Annotated in this window: 18 protein-coding genes; 11 read left to right on the top strand and 7 right to left on the bottom strand. The window is 33.1% G+C overall.

The window, feature by feature from the left end:
• Positions 1-31 precede the first annotated feature (31 nt).
• The 11 genes from purE (at position 32) to QZZ48_RS02105 (ending at position 12,562) form a co-directional block, all read left to right on the top strand.
• A complete protein-coding gene (gene purE, locus QZZ48_RS02155; RefSeq protein ID WP_294961404.1) occupies positions 32-529 on the top strand; it encodes a 5-(carboxyamino)imidazole ribonucleotide mutase in 498 nt (165 codons plus the stop codon).
• 27 nt (positions 530-556) lie between these two features.
• Entirely contained in the window at positions 557-1,027 is a 471-nt protein-coding gene (locus QZZ48_RS02150; protein WP_294961401.1) for a DUF3972 domain-containing protein, read from the top strand.
• On the top strand, positions 1,027-1,884 hold the full coding sequence (locus QZZ48_RS02145) for an ARMT1-like domain-containing protein (protein ID WP_294961399.1): 858 nt from the start codon (positions 1,027-1,029) through the stop codon (positions 1,882-1,884). The genes QZZ48_RS02150 and QZZ48_RS02145 overlap by 1 nt, the downstream gene beginning before the upstream one ends.
• Positions 1,885-1,915: 31 nt before the next feature.
• Positions 1,916-2,797 carry a glycine--tRNA ligase subunit alpha gene (gene glyQ / locus QZZ48_RS02140; protein ID WP_294961397.1) on the top strand — a complete coding sequence of 294 codons (882 nt, stop codon included), beginning with the start codon at positions 1,916-1,918 and terminating at the stop codon, positions 2,795-2,797.
• A gap of 1 nt (position 2,798) precedes the next feature.
• Positions 2,799-5,036: an AAA family ATPase gene (locus QZZ48_RS02135; protein WP_294961396.1), complete on the top strand. Its 2,238-nt coding sequence runs from the start codon at positions 2,799-2,801 to the stop codon at positions 5,034-5,036.
• 83 nt (positions 5,037-5,119) lie between these two features.
• Positions 5,120-8,665 (top strand): bacteriohemerythrin, encoded by a 3,546-nt coding sequence (locus QZZ48_RS02130; protein WP_294961393.1) that lies wholly within the window; start codon positions 5,120-5,122, stop codon positions 8,663-8,665.
• 60 nt (positions 8,666-8,725) lie between these two features.
• On the top strand, positions 8,726-9,598 hold the full coding sequence (locus tag QZZ48_RS02125) for a TIGR01777 family oxidoreductase (RefSeq protein ID WP_294961390.1): 873 nt from the start codon (positions 8,726-8,728) through the stop codon (positions 9,596-9,598).
• An 18-nt stretch (positions 9,599-9,616) separates the two neighbouring features.
• Positions 9,617-10,858: a cation:proton antiporter gene (locus tag QZZ48_RS02120; protein ID WP_294961387.1), complete on the top strand. Its 1,242-nt coding sequence runs from the start codon at positions 9,617-9,619 to the stop codon at positions 10,856-10,858.
• Between the two features lie 18 nt (positions 10,859-10,876).
• Positions 10,877-11,449, top strand: coding sequence for an AmmeMemoRadiSam system protein A (gene amrA, locus QZZ48_RS02115; protein WP_294961383.1), 573 nt, complete (start codon positions 10,877-10,879; stop codon positions 11,447-11,449).
• 13 nt (positions 11,450-11,462) lie between these two features.
• Positions 11,463-12,248 (top strand): AmmeMemoRadiSam system protein B, encoded by a 786-nt coding sequence (amrB, locus tag QZZ48_RS02110; RefSeq protein WP_294961381.1) that lies wholly within the window; start codon positions 11,463-11,465, stop codon positions 12,246-12,248.
• The gene (locus QZZ48_RS02105) at positions 12,245-12,562 is read left to right on the top strand and encodes a cupin domain-containing protein (RefSeq protein ID WP_294961378.1); all 318 of its coding nucleotides are present in this window, start codon (positions 12,245-12,247) and stop codon (positions 12,560-12,562) included. The genes amrB and QZZ48_RS02105 overlap by 4 nt, the downstream gene beginning before the upstream one ends.
• Here the strand turns inward: QZZ48_RS02105 and QZZ48_RS02100 are convergent.
• The 7 genes from QZZ48_RS02100 to modA form a co-directional block, all read right to left on the bottom strand.
• Positions 12,549-13,403: an ATP-binding cassette domain-containing protein gene (locus QZZ48_RS02100; RefSeq protein ID WP_294961375.1), complete on the bottom strand. Its 855-nt coding sequence runs from the start codon at positions 13,401-13,403 to the stop codon at positions 12,549-12,551. The two genes, QZZ48_RS02105 and QZZ48_RS02100, sit on opposite strands and share 14 nt — an antisense overlap.
• Complete coding sequence (locus tag QZZ48_RS02095; RefSeq protein ID WP_294961372.1) at positions 13,381-14,844, bottom strand: DUF2971 domain-containing protein; 1,464 nt, start codon at positions 14,842-14,844, stop codon at positions 13,381-13,383. Before QZZ48_RS02095 ends, QZZ48_RS02100 begins: the two co-directional genes overlap by 23 nt.
• Positions 14,845-14,991: 147 nt before the next feature.
• Positions 14,992-15,813: a virulence protein RhuM/Fic/DOC family protein gene (locus tag QZZ48_RS02090; protein WP_294961370.1), complete on the bottom strand. Its 822-nt coding sequence runs from the start codon at positions 15,811-15,813 to the stop codon at positions 14,992-14,994.
• Complete coding sequence (locus QZZ48_RS02085) at positions 15,708-15,989, bottom strand: hypothetical protein (RefSeq protein WP_294961367.1); 282 nt, start codon at positions 15,987-15,989, stop codon at positions 15,708-15,710. Before QZZ48_RS02085 ends, QZZ48_RS02090 begins: the two co-directional genes overlap by 106 nt.
• Positions 15,990-16,001: 12 nt before the next feature.
• The gene (gene modB / locus QZZ48_RS02080; RefSeq protein ID WP_294961364.1) at positions 16,002-16,691 is read right to left on the bottom strand and encodes a molybdate ABC transporter permease subunit; all 690 of its coding nucleotides are present in this window, start codon (positions 16,689-16,691) and stop codon (positions 16,002-16,004) included.
• A complete protein-coding gene (locus tag QZZ48_RS02075) occupies positions 16,685-17,086 on the bottom strand; it encodes a TOBE domain-containing protein (RefSeq protein ID WP_294961361.1) in 402 nt (133 codons plus the stop codon). The genes modB and QZZ48_RS02075 overlap by 7 nt, the downstream gene beginning before the upstream one ends.
• Entirely contained in the window at positions 17,083-17,820 is a 738-nt protein-coding gene (modA, locus tag QZZ48_RS02070) for a molybdate ABC transporter substrate-binding protein (RefSeq protein ID WP_294961359.1), read from the bottom strand. Before modA ends, QZZ48_RS02075 begins: the two co-directional genes overlap by 4 nt.
• Positions 17,821-17,828 lie beyond the last annotated feature (8 nt).

Genomic DNA, 17,828 nt, shown 5'->3' with positions numbered 1-17,828 from the left:
ATAATTTTAAAAAAATAATATAGGACAATAAATGAAATTTGTATCAATCGTAATGGGTTCAAAAAGTGATTATGAAGTAATGAAGTCTTGTTCAGACACGTTAGAAGCTTTTGGTGTTAACTTTGAGATGATTATCTCTTCTGCTCACCGTTCACCTGAGAGAACAGCAACTTATATCGCTGAAGCTGAAGCTAAAGGTGCTCAGTGTTTTATCGCTGCTGCCGGTATGGCTGCACACTTAGCTGGTGTACTTTCTTCTAAAACTGTTAAGCCAATTATTGGTGTTCCAATGTCAGCTTCTGCTTTAAGTGGAATCGACGCATTACTTTCAACTGTTCAGATGCCAGCTGGAATGCCAGTTGCTACGGTAGCTATAGGAAAAGCTGGAGCTATTAACTCTGCTTACTTAGCAATGCAGATGTTAGCACTTGATAATGAAGAGTTATCAGTAAAACTAAAAGAAGATAGAATTGCTAAAGCTAAAAAAGTTGAAATGGATTCTTTAGAAATAGAAACTATTATAGCTTAGTAGATTTTTCCTACATAAGGGGTGGATATGAAGTGGATGAGTGATGAAGAGTATATGGAACTTACAGGTTTAGATATTAAAGCGATCGATGATTTATGCGAACGTGGAAAGCTAACTGTAAAAGTAGAAGACGGTGTTAGAATGATTGACCCATCTAAAGGCTCAGATCAAGTAGTTCCTGCTCAACTAAAAGAACTCTCTGCTCATAACACTAAAGAGATGCTAGTACAACCTCAGTTTGTTGAAAAAACAATTGGTACTATCATAAACCTTCATGAAAAAGTCCTAGATGCTAAAGATGAGACTATAGTCTCTGTAAAAAATGAAAATGAGTTTTTAAGAGAAGCACTAGGTTCACTTCAAGAACTATACGACGAAGATCGTAAAACTATCCACACACTTCAAGAACAACTAAAACTTTCTCAACAAGAAGTTGAGTTCATGAGAAGAAAATATAAACTAATGTGGAACAAAGCAATCGACGAACATACTAACTAATGACGATAGACGAAGCTTGTGTTGGTTGCATAATAAACCAAAGTGTTAAAGTCGCAGATGCTATAAATGCATCTGAATCTTTAAAAGATAAAATGACCTCTACAGTTAAAGAGATGAGTTCTGACTTCTCCTTTGATGACAACCCTCCTGAAATAGCATCTTATGTTTATGAAAAAATAGCTGAAATAGCCAACAAAACTGACCTTTATGATGAAGTAAAAGAACTCTCTACTAAAAAAGCAATCTCCTTTATCCCACTGGTAAAAGAAGAACTTCGTAACTCTAATGACAAGCTTCTAACTGCTACAAAAACTGCCGTTGCAGGAAATGTTATAGATCTTGCTGCTGCTGTTGAGTTTTGTCTAGAAGAAGAACTATCAAAAGTATTTCATACAGAGTTTGCTTACAATGACTTTGATAAGTTTAGAGAGAAACTCTCTAACGCTAAAAATGTTTTAATCATCGGTGATAATGTAGGTGAACATATCTTCGACTATCTTTTCATTGAGACACTAAAAGATATATATCCAGATGCAAAGTACTCATATATGGTTAGAGGAAATCCAATCATAAATGATGTGACTATGAAAGAGGCAAAAGAAGCAGGTTTTGATAAGCTTTGTTCTTTAGTAGATAGTGGAGTAAATACTCCTGGTTTTACATATAACCGCGCAAACGCTGAGTCTAAAGAGCTTTTTGATAGTGTTGATTTGGTTATATCTAAAGGTATGGGAAACTACGAATGTATGAGTCCATCGCACAGAAAAGATATATGTTTTCTTCTCAAAGTAAAATGTGATGTTGTTGCAAACTCTTTGTCTAAAGAAGTAGGCGATATAGTTTGTAAAATGGTATAATGCCAAAAATTTAATATAGGTACTTTATAAGATGATTACTTTCAGCGAAATGCTACTAAAACTTCAAGAATTTTGGATGAAACAAGGGTGTAATATCGTTCAGCCTTATGATATTCCAGCAGGGGCAGGAACATTTCACCCAGCTACTTTTTTACGTTCACTAGATTCACAACCGTGGTCCGTTGCTTATGTAGCTCCATCACGTCGTCCTACAGATGGTAGATATGGTGAAAACCCTAACAGACTTGGAAGCTACTATCAGTTTCAAGCACTTATAAAACCATCTCCAGATAATATTCAAGAGCTTTACTTAAAATCTTTAGAGTACCTAGGTCTTGATGTATCACAGCATGACATTCGTTTCGTAGAAGATAACTGGGAATCTCCAACACTTGGTGCTTGGGGTCTTGGCTGGGAAGTGTGGTTAAATGGTATGGAAGTTACTCAGTTTACTTACTTTCAACAAGTTGGCGGTATAGAGTGTAATCCAGTTGCAGTTGAGATTACTTACGGAACTGAGAGACTTGCAATGTATCTTCAAGGTGTTGACAATATTTTTGACATCGTTTGGAATGAAAATGAGCATGGAAAAACACTTTACAAAGATGTTCATAAAGAGAGTGAAATCCAGTTCTCAAAGTACAACTTTGAAGTAGCAGATACTGATATGTTATTTGCTGATTTTACAGCAAAAAGCCAAGAGTGTGTAAGAGCACTTGAAGCTGGACTTCCTCTTCCTGCTTATGACTTATGCATGCTTGCATCTAACACATTTAACGTTTTAGATGCTAGAAAAGCTATTTCTCAAACAGAAAGACAAAACTACATCCTTAAAATACGTGATCTTTCAAAAGGTTGTGCAGAGCTTTACAAAGCTCAAGAGGCTGATAGAATACAGAGAGTTAAGGCATAACTTGAGTACAACTCTCATTGGTCAAATAGACCGTATTCTATTTGAAGATGAGGGTTTTTTCATCGCAGTCCTAATGACTGGTGAAAAGATAAGTGGTACTTACTTAGAGAGTGAAGTCTCTCATATAAAAGGCTCTGCCATAACTCTTAGCGGTTACTTCGAAGAACATAAAAAGTACGGTAAGACTTTCAAATTTGAATCTATCAAAGTAAATCAAAATCAACTCTTTTTCTTCTTAAATAAAATCGTAAAAGGTTTTACAAAAAAGATTTCTAGTGACCTCATAGAACACTTCGAAAATGAAAAACTATGTGAAATTTTAGACAATGATATAGAGAGACTTTTAGAGTTTAAAGGCATCAAAGAGAAGCGTCTTAAAAAGATTCAGGCTTCATGGAAAAAGTTTCGTTCTATGCGAAAACTTGGTGAATTTTTAAGCCCTTTTGATGTCTCTCAAGCACTTCTTACTACCATTGCATCTGCTATGAAAGATGTGGATGAGCCATGTTCAAAGATAAAAGAAAATCCTTACATTCTTACTTCCATAAATTCTATAGGTTTTAAAAGAGCAGATGAACTTGCACTAAAGATGGGAGTAACTGCTGAAGATGAAAATCGTATAAGTTCAGCGATGGACTATGTTCTTATGAATTACTGCGAACAGCAAGGAAATAGTTGTGTTGCAAAAGATATACTCTTCTCAGGACTCAATGAGCTTTTAGGCTTTAACTCTAAAAACAATCTTTACGAAGCAGCACTAATTGAGAGAGTTAGTGAGCAAAGTATTGTAATTATGAAAAACGATAGAGTCTCTCCTGCTAGGCTTTATGACTCAGAGAAATATCTATATGATACTTTTACATCAAGAGCTAAAAAAGATAGCGGTGGATATGTTAAAAACTTAGATGAGTTCTTGGCAACCAAAGAGCTTAAACTTGGAGATCAGCAAAAAGAAGCAGTACAAAAAATAAACGAAGGTGCTTCTCTTCTTTTCTTAGTTGGTTACGCGGGAACAGGAAAAAGTACAACTTCAAAAACTATACTTGATTTATTAAACACAAGATATGAAGAAAAAGAGATAATGACTTGTGCTTTGAGTGGTATTGCATCTCAGAGAATCGCAGATACTACAGGTTATGAGAGTGCAACTATACAATCTCTTATAGTTAAGTATGAAGATAGAGATGACTTTCCTTTTCGTGTAGTTTTGATAGACGAAGCATCTATGATTAACTCATCATTATTTGCAAGACTTATGGCAAAGGTTCACCGAGATGCTATTGTTATAGTTGTAGGTGATGACGCTCAACTTCCTCCAATAGGGGCAGGAAATGTTCTAAGTGATGTACTAACTTTAGAGTTAGCTCCTACTGTAAAACTTACAAAGATTTATAGACAAAGCGAAGACCAAGCCATAACTCTTATAGCAAACGATATCCGTAAAGGCATAGTTCCTAACTATAGAGATACTTATGAAGATTTTGAGTTTACAGATATTAGCATCCAAAATTATTATGCTATAAAAAATCAACTCTCTACGCAAGAACAGCAAGATATGAGAGAAGGTAATGCTCAAGCGATAGTTACCGAGATAGTTCATAAAGTTGTAGATTCTGTTGAAAAAGCAAGGTATAGACTAAAAAATAAACAGATAAAAGAGTATTTAAATTACTTTCAAGTTATTACTCCGATGAAAGGTGGAACACTTGGTTCTAATAATTTAAATGTAGTTTTACAAGAGTACTTCAATCCAAATCCTAAAAAGTGCGTTAAAAAAGGTGGCGGTGAATTTAGACTTATGGATAAGGTAGTTCATACTAAAAATGAGAATATGACATCGTGGAGTGCTGATGGCTTTAAGATGGGTGAAGACTCAAACCAAAGACGTATATTTAACGGTATGAGTGGACTCCTATTTAAGATAGAAGAGGATGATGAACAAGTGTTCGTATTCTATCCAAATGAAGATGTAGTAGTAGTTTACGAGTATGAAGAGATAAAATCACATCTGATGCTTTCATACGCTCTTACTATCCATAAAGTTCAAGGTATGGAATATGATATCGTGGTTATTCCAATGACTTTTTCACACTTTATTATGCATAATACTAAACTAATTTATACAGCTATCACAAGAGCAAAACACAAGTGTATTCTCATAGGTGAGAGCGGTGCTTTTGAGAGTGCTTGTAAGAAATTTGAAGTCACAAGAAGAGATACTGTTTTACTGGAATTATAAAATTTCTTAATAATCTAAGTGAATATTTCGTATACATTTGATAATATATATTTAATTAATTAATTTTAACAAAAAGTGAATATATGCAATCTATTGATATCTTCCCATGGGATGATCATTTTAATACAGGTCTTGATACGATAGATCAACAACATTGTAAGTTAGTTGAAATACTTAATCGATTTGCCAGATATGTGATTTATAACTCAAATGAAGAAGAACTAGAAACTATTTTTGATGAACTTATAGATTATACACATTATCATTTCCAAACAGAAGAAGCAATTTGGGAAAAACATATTCTTTTAGATTCTATTAATGAAGAACATGTAAAAGGACATCAGAGCTTTTCAGAAAAAGTTCTAAAACTAAAATCACAAAGGGATGTTAAAACTCTTTGTGAACTTGCAAGTGAAGCTATAGAATTTTTAGTAAAGTGGCTTGCTTCACATATTTTAGAATCAGATCGTGAAATGTCTTATATAGTTTTCGCACTCCAAGATGGTAATAGTATAGAAGAAGCTAGAATGATTTCAGATGATAAAGTGAATAATTCAAGTACTTTATTAACTGATATAATTATATCAATTTACAGCGCATTTTCTTCAAATACTTTAAGTCTGATGCGTGAACTAAAAGCACATAAAAACTTTGAAAAAAAAGTCGAGTATCAAGAAGAATATAGACAGCTTCTTTTAAATCTTTCTACTTCTTTTATTAACTTACCTCTAGAGAAGATTGATCCTGCAATAAATTCTGCACTTGAAACTATGGCTACATTTGTAGAAGCAGATCGTGCTTATATATTTGACTATGATTTTACTAAAAACACATCATCTAATACTTATGAATGGTGTAATGAAGGAATTTTATCGAAAATTGACAGTCTTCAAAATATTTCACTAGATATTGCCCCAAAGTGGTTGAAAATCCATTTAAGTGGTGAACCAATATTATCAGAAGATGTTTTTCTATTAGCAGATATAGAATTACGTGATATGTTACTTTCTAAAGAGATTAGAAGTTTAATAACTTTTCCTTTAATGAAAGATTCTGCTTGTAAGGGTTTTGTAGGTTTTGAAACAGTAAGCAGAAAATATGCATTTACTAATAATGATACAGAACTTCTTAAACTTTTTAGTAAGTTACTTGTAAATATTGATGAGCGTAAGCATATAGAATTAGAACTTTATCATGAGAAAAATTTACTTAAAACATTAGTACAAACAATTCCTGATTTAGTTTGGTTAAAAGATGTAGATGGTAATTTCTTGGCATGTAATACGCGTTTTGAGGAATTTTTTGGAGCTAAAGAATCAGAAATTATTGGAAAAAACGATTATGATTTTGTTACTAAAGAACTCGCAGATTTTTTTCGTAAAAAAGATCAATTAGCAATTGAAAACTCTAAAGAGTATGTTGAAGAAAAAGAATTGATATTTGCGAGTGATGGACACAAAGAGGTTCTGCAAACTACAAAAGTTGCTATGTATAGTGCTGAAGGTAAACTTATGGGAGTTCTTGGCACAGCCCGTGATATCACGCATAAACAAGAACTACAAAAGAAGCTTATTATAGAGAGAGATCGTTTTGAGCATTATCTTGAAACGGTAGAAGCTATGATAGTTTTGCTAGATGCCAATGGCATAATAACCCTCATAAATCGTAAAGGCTGTGAGCTTCTTGGTTATACGCAAGAAGAACTGATTGGGCAATTATGGTTTGAATTATGTCTATCACAACCAGTAGGAATGGAAGTTATTTATCCTATATATCTTGATATTATGGCAGGTAAGCAAGAAGGTACAGAATATTATGAAAATACAATTGAAACAAAATCAGGAGATAAACGTCTCATAGCATGGCATAGCTCTTATGAGTTTGATGAGGATGGAAAGATTTTTGGAAGTCTTAGTGCAGGAGAGGATATTACTGAACGTCAACAACATCAACATCATTTAGAATATATTGCACACTATGATGCTTTAACAGGACTTCCAAATCGTGTTTTATTATCAGACCGTATTCAACAAGCTTTAGCTCAAACTGCTAGGCATAACTTATCTTTAGCAGTTGTTTATCTAGATCTAGATGGATTTAAAGCTGTAAATGACACACACGGACATGCCAATGGAGACAAACTCTTAGCTCTAGTTGCACAACGCATGAAAAATACTCTTCGTGATGGAGATACTATTGCACGTTTAGGTGGAGATGAGTTTGTTGCTGTTTTACTAGACTTGAAAACTCATGAAGATAGTACTCCTATGTTAAAAAGACTCCTGCATGCGAGCTCACAGCAAGTTGTTATAGACGATATCGAGATGCATTTAACTGCAAGTTTGGGAGTGGCATTTTATGATGCTGGTGATGAGACAGATGCAGATCAACTTCTTCGTCAAGCGGACCAAGCAATGTACCAAGCAAAACTCCTAGGTAAAAATCGTTATTGTATTTTTGACGCGCAAAAAGACAAGAAGCTAAGAACGCATCATGAGAGCTTAGAAGAGATAGCAATAGCACTTACAAATGATGAGTTTGTAATGTATTATCAACCAAAGATCAACATGAAAAGTGGTGAAGTAGTTGGGGCAGAAGCCTTGATTCGATGGAACCATCCAAAATATGGCATTCTTGCTCCAGGTAGATTCTTACCCATTATTCAAGATCATGTTCTTTGTGTAAAACTTGGAAAATGGGTATTAGACCGTGTGATGCAACAGATTGAAGAGTTTCAACTAAACGGTATAAACTTTCCAATAAGTATAAACGTAGATGCAATGCAGCTTCAAGAGATTGATTTTGTAAAGCAATTAAAATGTCTACTCAAAAATTACCCAAGTATAAAACCAAAAGATTTTATACTTGAAGTTCTTGAGACAAGTGCCTTATCAGATGTTGTGCATATCTCACATATTATGCAAGAGTGTAGTGATCTAGGAATATTCTTTTCACTTGATGACTTTGGTACTGGTTACTCTTCTCTTACCTATCTTAAACGTCTTCCTGCAAAAGAGCTCAAAATTGACCGTAGTTTTGTATGTGGTATGTTGGAAGACCCTGATGATTTGGCTATTTTAGATGGTATCCTTGGATTATCAAGTGCATTTAGACGCGAAGTTATTGCTGAGGGTGTAGAGAGTATAGAGCATGGTGAGATACTGCTTAAGCTTGGATGCGAAGTTGCTCAGGGTTATATTATTGCTTATCCGATGCCAGCAAATGAGATTTCAGGTTGGATACAAGAGTATAAGCCAAATGAAAAATGGAAAAATACCAATCCTATAAATCGTGATGATTTACCATTATTATATGCTCTTGTAGAACATAAAGCATGGTTACAAAACATATTTTCGTATCTTAATGACATACATAAAACACCACCTAAACTAAATCATACAGAGTGTCGTTTTGGTGAGTGGTTATATGAAGATGGTAAGCGCTTGTATTCTAAACATCCTGCGTATAATAAAATTGAAGTGCTACACCGTGAACTACATGAAGTAACTAACATACTTATAGAAAAATATGATAATAATGCGTTAATAGATTTAGAAGCCACTATCGATCATATCAAAGAGCTTAGTAAAGATTTGACAATAATTTTTAAAGAAATAGAAAATGCATAGTAGGATTTTCATAACATTATTTAGGTAAAATTATTTATTATACTCATAAAGGAGTATCTAATGTCTAAAGGATACAGATTAAAAATAATAATTTGCGGTAAAAGTGGGCTTGTAGGTTCAAAACTTGAAGAGTATTTTTCTTCAAAGCATAATGATGTTTTTGGTATAAAAGTAAGAAAAAATTCAACAATAGAAGATATTGCTAAAGAGATAAATAAGTGCGATGTTCTAATAAATCTAAGTGGTGCATCTATCTTGGCAAGATGGGATGAAGCTTATAAAGATTTACTTTATAACTCTAGAATAGATACTACTAAAAAACTCGTAGATGCGATGGCTCTATGTGAAGAAAAACCAAAACTTTTTATATCAGCATCTGCGGTTGGCATCTATGACTCACAAGCAAAACATGATGAGAACTCTAGTGATTATGGGACTGACTATCTTGCACATATATGTAAAGATTGGGAAGCCCAGGCTATGAGAGCAGAGGAGTTTGGTGTTAGAAGTGTACAGACTAGATTTGGTGTCATCTATGCAAAAGAAGGTGGAGCAATGCAAAAGATGCTTCCTGCTTTTAAAATGGGTATGGGGGGAAAAGTTGGTGAGGGTAATCAGATTATCTCATGGATACATATAGATGACCTAGTTCATGCCTTTGAGTTTATAGTTAAGACTCCTGAGTTAAATGGTCCTATAAACTTTACAACAAAGCATACTCTTTCAAATATTGAGCAAACAAAAATACTTGGAAAAGTTCTTAGTCGCCCAACATTTTTACCTCTTCCTGCTTTTCTTGTAAAGATGATTTTTGGCGAAGGCTCTAGTGTAATGCTTGATTCTAAAGACGCATATCCTAAAAAGCTTTTAGATAGTGGGTTTGAGTTTAAGTTTGATAAATTTGAAGATGCTCTTCGTAATATAGTTGAGTAAGTTTGTGTTATTATGGAGATGCTATTTAATATAGGAATCATCTTTGTCTTAGGAAGCATAATTGGCTGGATTAGCCCTAAGATTGGAATTCCTCGTGTAGTCGGTTACTTACTTCTTGGTTTATTCATAGGACCAGAAGTGCTTGGAATAATTCCTACAAACTTCGTTGAACATTCGCATCTTATAATTGATATTTCTCTGTCTATCATAGCCGTTCTTGTCGGAGCTACACTAAAGTTTTCATCATTTCGTGGGCATGCAAAAGAAGTTGTTTATATCACTCTTTTTCAAGCTATAGGAACTTTTGTAGTTGTGTCAGTTGGTTTTATTATCTTGGGAGGAATTTTTCCTTTTGATACAAGAGAAGTAGTTCTCATTGCTCTGCTTTTAGCAGGTATCGCAACTGCAACTGCTCCCGCTACTCCTCTTGCCATAGTTCATGAACTTAGAGCAAAGGGAATTTTTACTTCAACTTTTTTAGCCATTGTTGCTCTTGATGATGTAATCTCTTTGATGATATTAACCTTTGCTCTTACTGTTGGAACATCATTGATTGCTAGTGCAGTTTTTGAGTGGGTAAATATCTTAGATGCTGTTGTAATCTTAGCTATGAGCATACTTTTTGGAACGATTGCAGGTCTTACAAATACACTACTAGAGAGAGTATTTGTAAGCTCTAAAACTATGGAAACTATCGCAACTATTGGTCTTATATTTTTAGTTTACAGCATAAGTGAGTTATACGCACTTGAACCTCTTTTAAGTGCTATGGTTATGGGTATAGTCATGGTAAATACTTCACGTCATTTTGATTTGATTCAAGAAGAGATTGATAAGCATCTAGCAAATATTATATTTATGCTTTTTTTCATCTTATCTGCAATGTATTTAAAGTTAGATTCGTTGGTAAGTGTTCCTCTCATAATAGCTATGTATACACTTTTAAGAGTTATAGGTAAGGTTCTTGGAAGCTATCTTGGAGCAGTAGTTTCAAAAAGCTCAAACACTATTAAAAAATATATGGGAATAGCACTCTTCCCTCAAGCGGGTGTAGCGATTGGACTTGCTCTATCTATACAAAACCATGCACAACTCGATAGCATCGCTCCTTTCATACTTAATGTTATTATTGCGACTACATTCGTTCATGAGATGCTAGGTCCTTTTATGACTAAGTATGCCCTGCAAAAAAGTGGAGAGTGCCATCACAAAACAGTAGATAAAAAAAGTAAAAAGCATAAACGTCGCCACGGTGACTAAAAAAAGGTGGGAAAAGATATGGTTGAAAATATTTTACTACGAATTGCTAAGACTGCAATACTAAGTAAGTTTGAGGATACAAGTAGTGTAGATGGATATTCTCTTTTAAGAGAATATCCATACTTGCAAAAAGATGGAGCTAGTTTTGTAACATTAAAGTATGATGGTAATTTACGAGGATGCATAGGCTCAATAGTTCCTCACAGAAGACTTATAGATGATATAGTTTTAAATGCAATTTCGGCATCCTTTAAAGACCCTAGGTTTAATGCTATAAGCAGTGCTGAATTCTCGCATCTAAACCTTGAAGTCTCCATTTTAAGTGAGCCAGAGATTTTAGAGTATGAGGATTATGAAGATTTACTTCAAAAAGTCAGGCCTAATATAGATGGACTTATCTTAACTCATAAAGGGCACCAAGGTACTTTCTTACCTCAGGTTTGGGAGCAGTTAAGCAGTGCAAAAGAGTTTTTAGAACACCTTAGTACTAAGGCTGGAGCAACACCTTCTATATATAGTGAACACCCAACTGTTTATAGATATGAGGTTGAGCATATACAAGAAGAATTTGACAAGATACAAAAACTTTAATGGAGAGGGGATTATGAAAAGAAATATGAGTGTTGTAGGAAGTTTTTACCCTGCAAGATCAGTAGAACTTGAAAGATACTTTGAACATTTTAACAAAATATATGAGGAGAACTTTACTCTACCAGATGTAAAAAGTAGAGCGGTAATTGTTCCTCATGCTGGTTATGTTTTTTCAGGATATACGGCAAATATTGCCTACAGAGTTTTACAAAAAAGTGGAGTAAAAAAGTTTGTAGTCATAGGACCTTCTCATAAGGTGGCTTTTGATGGTATCAGCCTTTTGGACGTATGTGACTATGAAACACCTTTTGGAGATTTAAATTCTGCGACAGAAATTGCGCAAGAATTAAAAGAGAAGTTTTCACTTGGGAGTGTTAAAGATGCACATAAGGAATACTCTACAGAAGTTCAATTTCCATTTATAAAGTTCTATATACCAGATGCACAAATAGTTGAGCTAGTTTATGGGAGAGTAGATGCAAGTGATATCTCAGATATTATAGATTTTGTTTTAGCAGATGATGATTATGGAGTTATTATTAGTACTGATTTAAGTCATTTTTATAACCTTGAAGATGCAAATAAACTAGACAATATTTGTTTAGAAGCAGTATCCAAACTTGATATGCAAGAACTCCGTAATGGATGTGAAGCTTGTGGTATTACAGGAGTAGAAGCTATGATGATGAGTGCAAAGAAACTTTCTTTGACATCTAATATACTTGATTATAGAACAAGTGCAGATGCGAGCGAAGATGAGAGTAGGGTGGTTGGATATATGAGCGCATACTTTCCATGAAAAAGTCTAATATATTTGCAAATATTCCATCAGAGATAAAAGAAGAACTCTTTGAAGATATCATATCAAAAGATGGACTTAAGATTGAAAGAATAATCTCAAAAGGTCACACAACAGATGAGTTTGAGTGGTACAATCAAAAGAGCGATGAATGGGTAATAGTTCTTAAGGGCGAAGCTATTTTAGAGTTTGAAGATGCAGAGGATATAAAACTTCAAGAGGGTGATTATCTTAACATCACAGCAGGCACAAAACACAGAGTCTCTTGGACTATACAAAATCAAGAGACTGTTTGGTTAGCTATACACTACTAACTATTGGAGTAAATGCTTTAGTACTAACTTCTATGGCATCTCCGATGTTTAGGTTTTGTGCTTCATACTCACTCACTACTACTTCTACAAGTTGCTGACCAATGGCTATGATGGCTACAAAGATTACATCTACTTTTTTTATATCTAAAAGCTCTCCGCTAAACGAGAACTTTTGACTTCCCTGTGTTCTTAAGAGTATATCTTTTGGTTTACCCTCGTTTGTGATTTTTCCATTTTCTAAAACAACCACTTTAGACGCAAGTCTATAAATCTCACTTGGGTCGTGACTTACCATGATGGTAGTTGTATTAAACTCACGATGAAGAGTTAGTATCTCGTTTTGTAGTTTGGTTCTCATGGCTGGATCTAGAGCTGAGAGTGGCTCATCCATAAGTAGAAGTTTGGGTCTGTTCATCATCGCACGACAAAGTGCAACTCTTTGTTTTTGACCACCACTTAGAGTATTTGGAAGTCGCTCTTTTAGCTCAAGAAGTTCAGTTATGCCAAGTAGATGCTGAGCTAGTTTTATATCTTTTTTTACATACAAAAGATTGTTCAAAACACTCATATTATCAAAAAGAGCGTAGTCTTGAAAAACAAAACCAATGGCTCTTTTTTGAGGTGAAAGTTTCATAGTGGAGCTTAACCAACTCTCTTCACCTACACTTATATCTCCGCTTGCATCTTCGAGTCCTGCCAAGATGCGAAGAAGTGTAGTCTTTCCACTTCCACTCTTCCCACTAAGTGCTAAGAACTCTCCCTCTTTGATGTTGAGGTCTATATCTAAGTTCATATCTGAGAGTGAACCGTGAAGTTTTTTAGTTATATTTATTTTTATCATTGATTGTTTTCACCTTTTTAATAGACTTCGTCACTTTTTTTGATTTTTGAATAGTATCGTTAAACTTTAAATTTAGATTTCTGTAACGTATTTCTTTTTCACTGTTGCAATAATAAGCCTGATTAAATTCAAAATCATTTCTATTTCTTTCTTTACATTTATTTTTTATAATTTCAATAATTTCACATTTTTTGTCTAAAGGAGTTTTTATCCCAAAAATTAAGCCTTTTAAGCTATTAAAATCATATTTTAATTTTCTATGTTCTTTTGGAACCTCATAGTCTGAAAGTCTATGGTAAGTTAATCTATACTCTTTCTCATAATGCCAATCTTTTGTTTTTATCAATTTATTCTTTTCAAATTTTCCCCAAAATTCTTCTCTCCATGAATCTTCATTTTTAAACATTTTGTCAAATAAAATACTTTCATTGTTAGATTCATCTATATACCATGAGTAAATTTTTTGATAAGTTAATAATCCAAAAGATTCAAAAAAATTAATTTCCTTAAAGTCACTATCATAATTAACTTTTTTAAATTTCAAGGATTGAGTTATTGGTCTATCTCCTGAGAGAACATTAGAAAATTCTAGTTGTTCTTTATCTGACTTAAAAATTAAACAAACCCCTGTATGATTCTCTCCATAATTTCCCCAAGTTGATGAATTATATGGGTTTTCTAAAAAACTAGCTACATAAACTTTTGGATAAGTTAGCTTTTTTAATGCCTCTAAATAATGACTATTAAAATTTAATATAAAATTTTTGTTTGGAGTCTCTTTACCCATAACTGTATTGCAGTTAAGTTCTAGCATCATCTTCTCATACCATGCTACTGAATCTTGGTGAAGTATATTTACTTTTTCATGTCCATATTCTTCTCTTAACTTTTCAATAGCATTTATGTATTTACTAATATTTTTAATATTGTTAATATCTATTTTTGTTATTTGTTTTCTTCTTGGCATTAATTCTTGATCTTCATAAGTTCTTTGAACAATTTCTAATAACACATTATGTGAAAAATATAAATACCTAAGTAATTCATCTTTTGAAATATCTGTCGTTATTTGAGAAATTTCATTGACTAATTCTCCAGAATTTTCAAAAAAAGATTCTGTTATTTTTGAAATTAACTGTTTATATTCTGGAGATTCTAATTCTTCAAATGTTTTAAAAATAGGAATATATTCTACTCCTAATTGAATACCATTTTCTCCATAAATTATATAATTTTGAAATATCCATTCAAAACAGATAATATAATGCTTAAAAAAGTTTTTCCAAACTATTTTATCTCCATTAAATACAAATTCTATAAATCCTTCCATTGGGTCATTTAGTTTTTCAGGAGTTTGAAAAAAAATTTCTTGATTATCAAGTTCTTTATGTTTACCAATTAAACTCTCTAAACTTCTTATTCTATAAAATTCTTTTGACATATATTAACATCCTCCTTTATATAAAACTCTTCTTCCGCTTATGATAAAAATATAAACACCCAAACCTAGGCGAAAAGTTAAACCTTGTTTCTTGATATTCTTATAATCTTCTACCCATAAATAAACTAGTTCCATATTTATTTCTCCCTATACTTCATTATTGCCATCATATAAGATGTTCATGATTAGTTTTATAATGATGTCTTTTTGTTCTGGTTTACTTGTGGCTACTAAGAGAGCTAGTGAAGCTAGGGCATTGTCGTTTATCTTCAACTCGTCATTTGCTTTATGTAGAGCTTTGTTTTTAGATAAAAATAGTATAAAAAGATATGCCCCGATGCGTTTGTTTCCATCATTAAAAGCATGTCCTTTTATCACATAGTAGAGTAGGTTTGAAGCCTTATGTTCGATAGAAGCTAATAAATCAACACCTCCAAAGCTTTGATAAATATTTAAAAGATTTCCTTTAAATTCATTTGCTTTTTCTTGTCCAAAAAGATTTGTTGCTTCTCCTTTTTCCATAAGTACTTTTTTAAACTCAGCTATGGCATCTTTTGCTTCATCGTAATCAAGTATAAAGTTCTCTTCTTTAGATACTGAAATATCTTCTAAACTTTGCTCATCATACCCTTGTAATAAAGCCCAACTTTTTGCATAGTTTGAGACTATATCTACAAGCCCTTTTGCTTCATCTAAACCTATCTGTTTTTCATCTATACTATTTCTTATAAGCTTTAGTGTGTTGTCTAGTTCTTGTAACTTTTCTTCTTGAAGTTTATCTTTATTAAGCACATATCCTTTTATAAGATACTCTTTTAATATATTTGTTGCCCATATTCTAAACTGTGTTGCCTTTTTACTATTTACTCTATATCCGATAGATATAATTGTATCAAGGTTATAAAACTTAGTTCTTGTTTTTTCTCTTTTATTGCACCATGTGGAGTGGTATGTTCCAAAATGGAACATACCACTTTTTCATCTAATTCACCACTTTTAAATATATTACTCAAATGCTTTGTAACAGCTGGTCTTTGAACATCAAATAGTTCTGCTATTTGCTTTTGTGACAACCAAATAGTTTCATTTTTAACGGTTGTATTTAACTCAACATTCCCATCTTCATAAATTACAATATCACTCATTTTTTAAACCTTTTACATAAAACTTTTCGACTGTTTATGATTAAAAATATAAACACTCAGCAGAACCAAAAAGCTCATTATTACCATTATTGCACTATAGATATGCGCAGAAGTGTAGTCTAGTATTTCAACCATTTCATAGATGGCTACAGATGCAACCTTTGTTTCATCTGGGATACTTCCACCTACCATTAGAACTACTCCAAACTCTCCGACTGTATGAGCAAATGTTACGATTATTGCAGTTATAAGAGCTGGTTTCATATTTGGAAGTGCTACTTTTAGAATTGTTTCTAATTTACTTTTACCGCTTATATATGAAGCTTCTAGCATGTTCTTGTTTATAGACTCAAATCCGCTTTGAAGAGGTTGAACCATAAATGGTAGAGAGTAAAATGAACTTGCGATGACAAGACCTGTAAAGTTAAAAACTAACTTTATTCCAAAGTACTCATCAAAAAAAGCACCAAAAGGAGAGTTTTGAGAAAGAACTATAAGTATGTAAAAACCTAAAACAGATGGAGGTAAAACTATTGGAAGAGCAGTTATTGCTTCGAGTACTGGTTTAGCTTTTGAACGAGTTTGAGAAAGCCACCAAGCAAGAGGCAGAGATAGAGTAAAAAGTATAAGGGTTGTAATACCTGCTAGTTTAAAAGATAGTATAAATGGAGCAAACTCTATGGCTTGGAGCATCTCTAACATGATAGAACTTCTTTTATAGATAACTCACTTGCTTTTATAAAAAGAAGAACTTTATCATCTTTTTTTAGCTTCATTCTAAGAGATGAGTTTTTTGTGATGATACTCTCACAAGTTGCATCTCCCGTGCTAAGTTTTATGCTACTTAAAAGCTCACCGTTGTTTATCTCAACTATCTTTGCATCTAACTGATTTGAGTAACTGATATCTCCGCTAAACTCTTTTGCTATAGCTATGTGAGTAGGTTTTGCAGTTAGTAAAACCTGAGTTCCTACTTTTATCTTTTCATTTAAATCTAGACTCATCATACTTAGACCTTGACCGCCAAAGTCAAAGTTAACTATGTTTAGATTATCTACGCTTTGAATTTTTGTTATGGTCGCTTTGAACTTGTTCATGGTAGTAGATATCCATAGTTTTTAAATATTTTCTTTGCATCTTCTGAGAGTATAAAGTCATAAAAAGCTTTTACCTCTTTGTCTTCTTCTAACATAACGATACCTTGTTTTATTGGAGTATATAGTTTTGGATCAACTGCTACCCAGTTTATGTTCTTTTTGTATTTTGACATATTTTTTGAATAAAGTGAAGACTTGGCGATGATTCCTATATCTGCGGCAGTAACTGTATAAGAAACAGTTTGAGAGATAGACTCTCCATATACAAACTTACTCTTAATCTCATTTTTAATCTTAGCATTTGCAAGAGCCTCAAAAGCAGCTATTCCATAAGGAGCTGTTTTTGGGTTTGCTATTGCTATTTTTGATATTTTTTTATTTTTGAGTATATAGATGCCATCACTTAAATCTCTTTTTTTATTACTTAAGATGGCTAAAGAGCCTAAAGCATAAACTTTAGGTGCTTTTATCGCTATTTTTTCTTGATACAACGCTTTTGGATATTTCATATTTGCAGACATAAACAACTGGTATGGAGCACCATGTTTTATCTGAGCTGTAAGTTTTCCACTACTTCCAAGAGTTATGCGTACTTTTGTCTCAGGGTGAGTTTTGTTAAACTCTTTTTTTAAGTCTTGTATCGCGTAACTTACATTTGCCGCTACGGCTATGCTAATAGTTCCTGCATGAACAACTGAGATGCTAAGTGCTAGTAATATTAATAATCTTTTCATTGAATCTC

The organism is Sulfurimonas sp. (assembly GCF_016744025.1).
Classification (GTDB): Bacteria; Campylobacterota; Campylobacteria; order Campylobacterales; family Sulfurimonadaceae; genus Sulfurimonas.
Note: the sequence above shows the minus strand (reverse complement) of the source record. Positions and strands in the feature narration are given on the sequence as shown.

Excerpts from the sequence above, each read along its gene's own strand:
- purE (WP_294961404.1), top strand. The coding sequence starts at position 32 with ATGAAATTTGTATCAATCGTAATGGGTTCAAAAAGTGATTATGAAGTA.
- QZZ48_RS02150 (WP_294961401.1), top strand. The coding sequence starts at position 557 with ATGAAGTGGATGAGTGATGAAGAGTATATGGAACTTACAGGTTTAGAT.
- QZZ48_RS02145 (WP_294961399.1), top strand. The coding sequence starts at position 1,027 with ATGACGATAGACGAAGCTTGTGTTGGTTGCATAATAAACCAAAGTGTT.
- glyQ (WP_294961397.1), top strand. The coding sequence starts at position 1,916 with ATGATTACTTTCAGCGAAATGCTACTAAAACTTCAAGAATTTTGGATG.
- QZZ48_RS02130 (WP_294961393.1), top strand. The coding sequence starts at position 5,120 with ATGCAATCTATTGATATCTTCCCATGGGATGATCATTTTAATACAGGT.
- QZZ48_RS02125 (WP_294961390.1), top strand. The coding sequence starts at position 8,726 with ATGTCTAAAGGATACAGATTAAAAATAATAATTTGCGGTAAAAGTGGG.
- QZZ48_RS02120 (WP_294961387.1), top strand. The coding sequence starts at position 9,617 with ATGCTATTTAATATAGGAATCATCTTTGTCTTAGGAAGCATAATTGGC.
- amrA (WP_294961383.1), top strand. The coding sequence starts at position 10,877 with ATGGTTGAAAATATTTTACTACGAATTGCTAAGACTGCAATACTAAGT.
- amrB (WP_294961381.1), top strand. The coding sequence starts at position 11,463 with ATGAAAAGAAATATGAGTGTTGTAGGAAGTTTTTACCCTGCAAGATCA.
- QZZ48_RS02105 (WP_294961378.1), top strand. The coding sequence starts at position 12,245 with ATGAAAAAGTCTAATATATTTGCAAATATTCCATCAGAGATAAAAGAA.
- QZZ48_RS02100 (WP_294961375.1), bottom strand. The coding sequence starts at position 13,403 with ATGATAAAAATAAATATAACTAAAAAACTTCACGGTTCACTCTCAGAT.
- QZZ48_RS02095 (WP_294961372.1), bottom strand. The coding sequence starts at position 14,844 with ATGTCAAAAGAATTTTATAGAATAAGAAGTTTAGAGAGTTTAATTGGT.
- QZZ48_RS02090 (WP_294961370.1), bottom strand. The coding sequence starts at position 15,813 with ATGTTCCATTTTGGAACATACCACTCCACATGGTGCAATAAAAGAGAA.
- QZZ48_RS02085 (WP_294961367.1), bottom strand. The coding sequence starts at position 15,989 with ATGAGTGATATTGTAATTTATGAAGATGGGAATGTTGAGTTAAATACA.
- modB (WP_294961364.1), bottom strand. The coding sequence starts at position 16,691 with ATGTTAGAGATGCTCCAAGCCATAGAGTTTGCTCCATTTATACTATCT.
- QZZ48_RS02075 (WP_294961361.1), bottom strand. The coding sequence starts at position 17,086 with ATGAACAAGTTCAAAGCGACCATAACAAAAATTCAAAGCGTAGATAAT.
- modA (WP_294961359.1), bottom strand. The coding sequence starts at position 17,820 with ATGAAAAGATTATTAATATTACTAGCACTTAGCATCTCAGTTGTTCAT.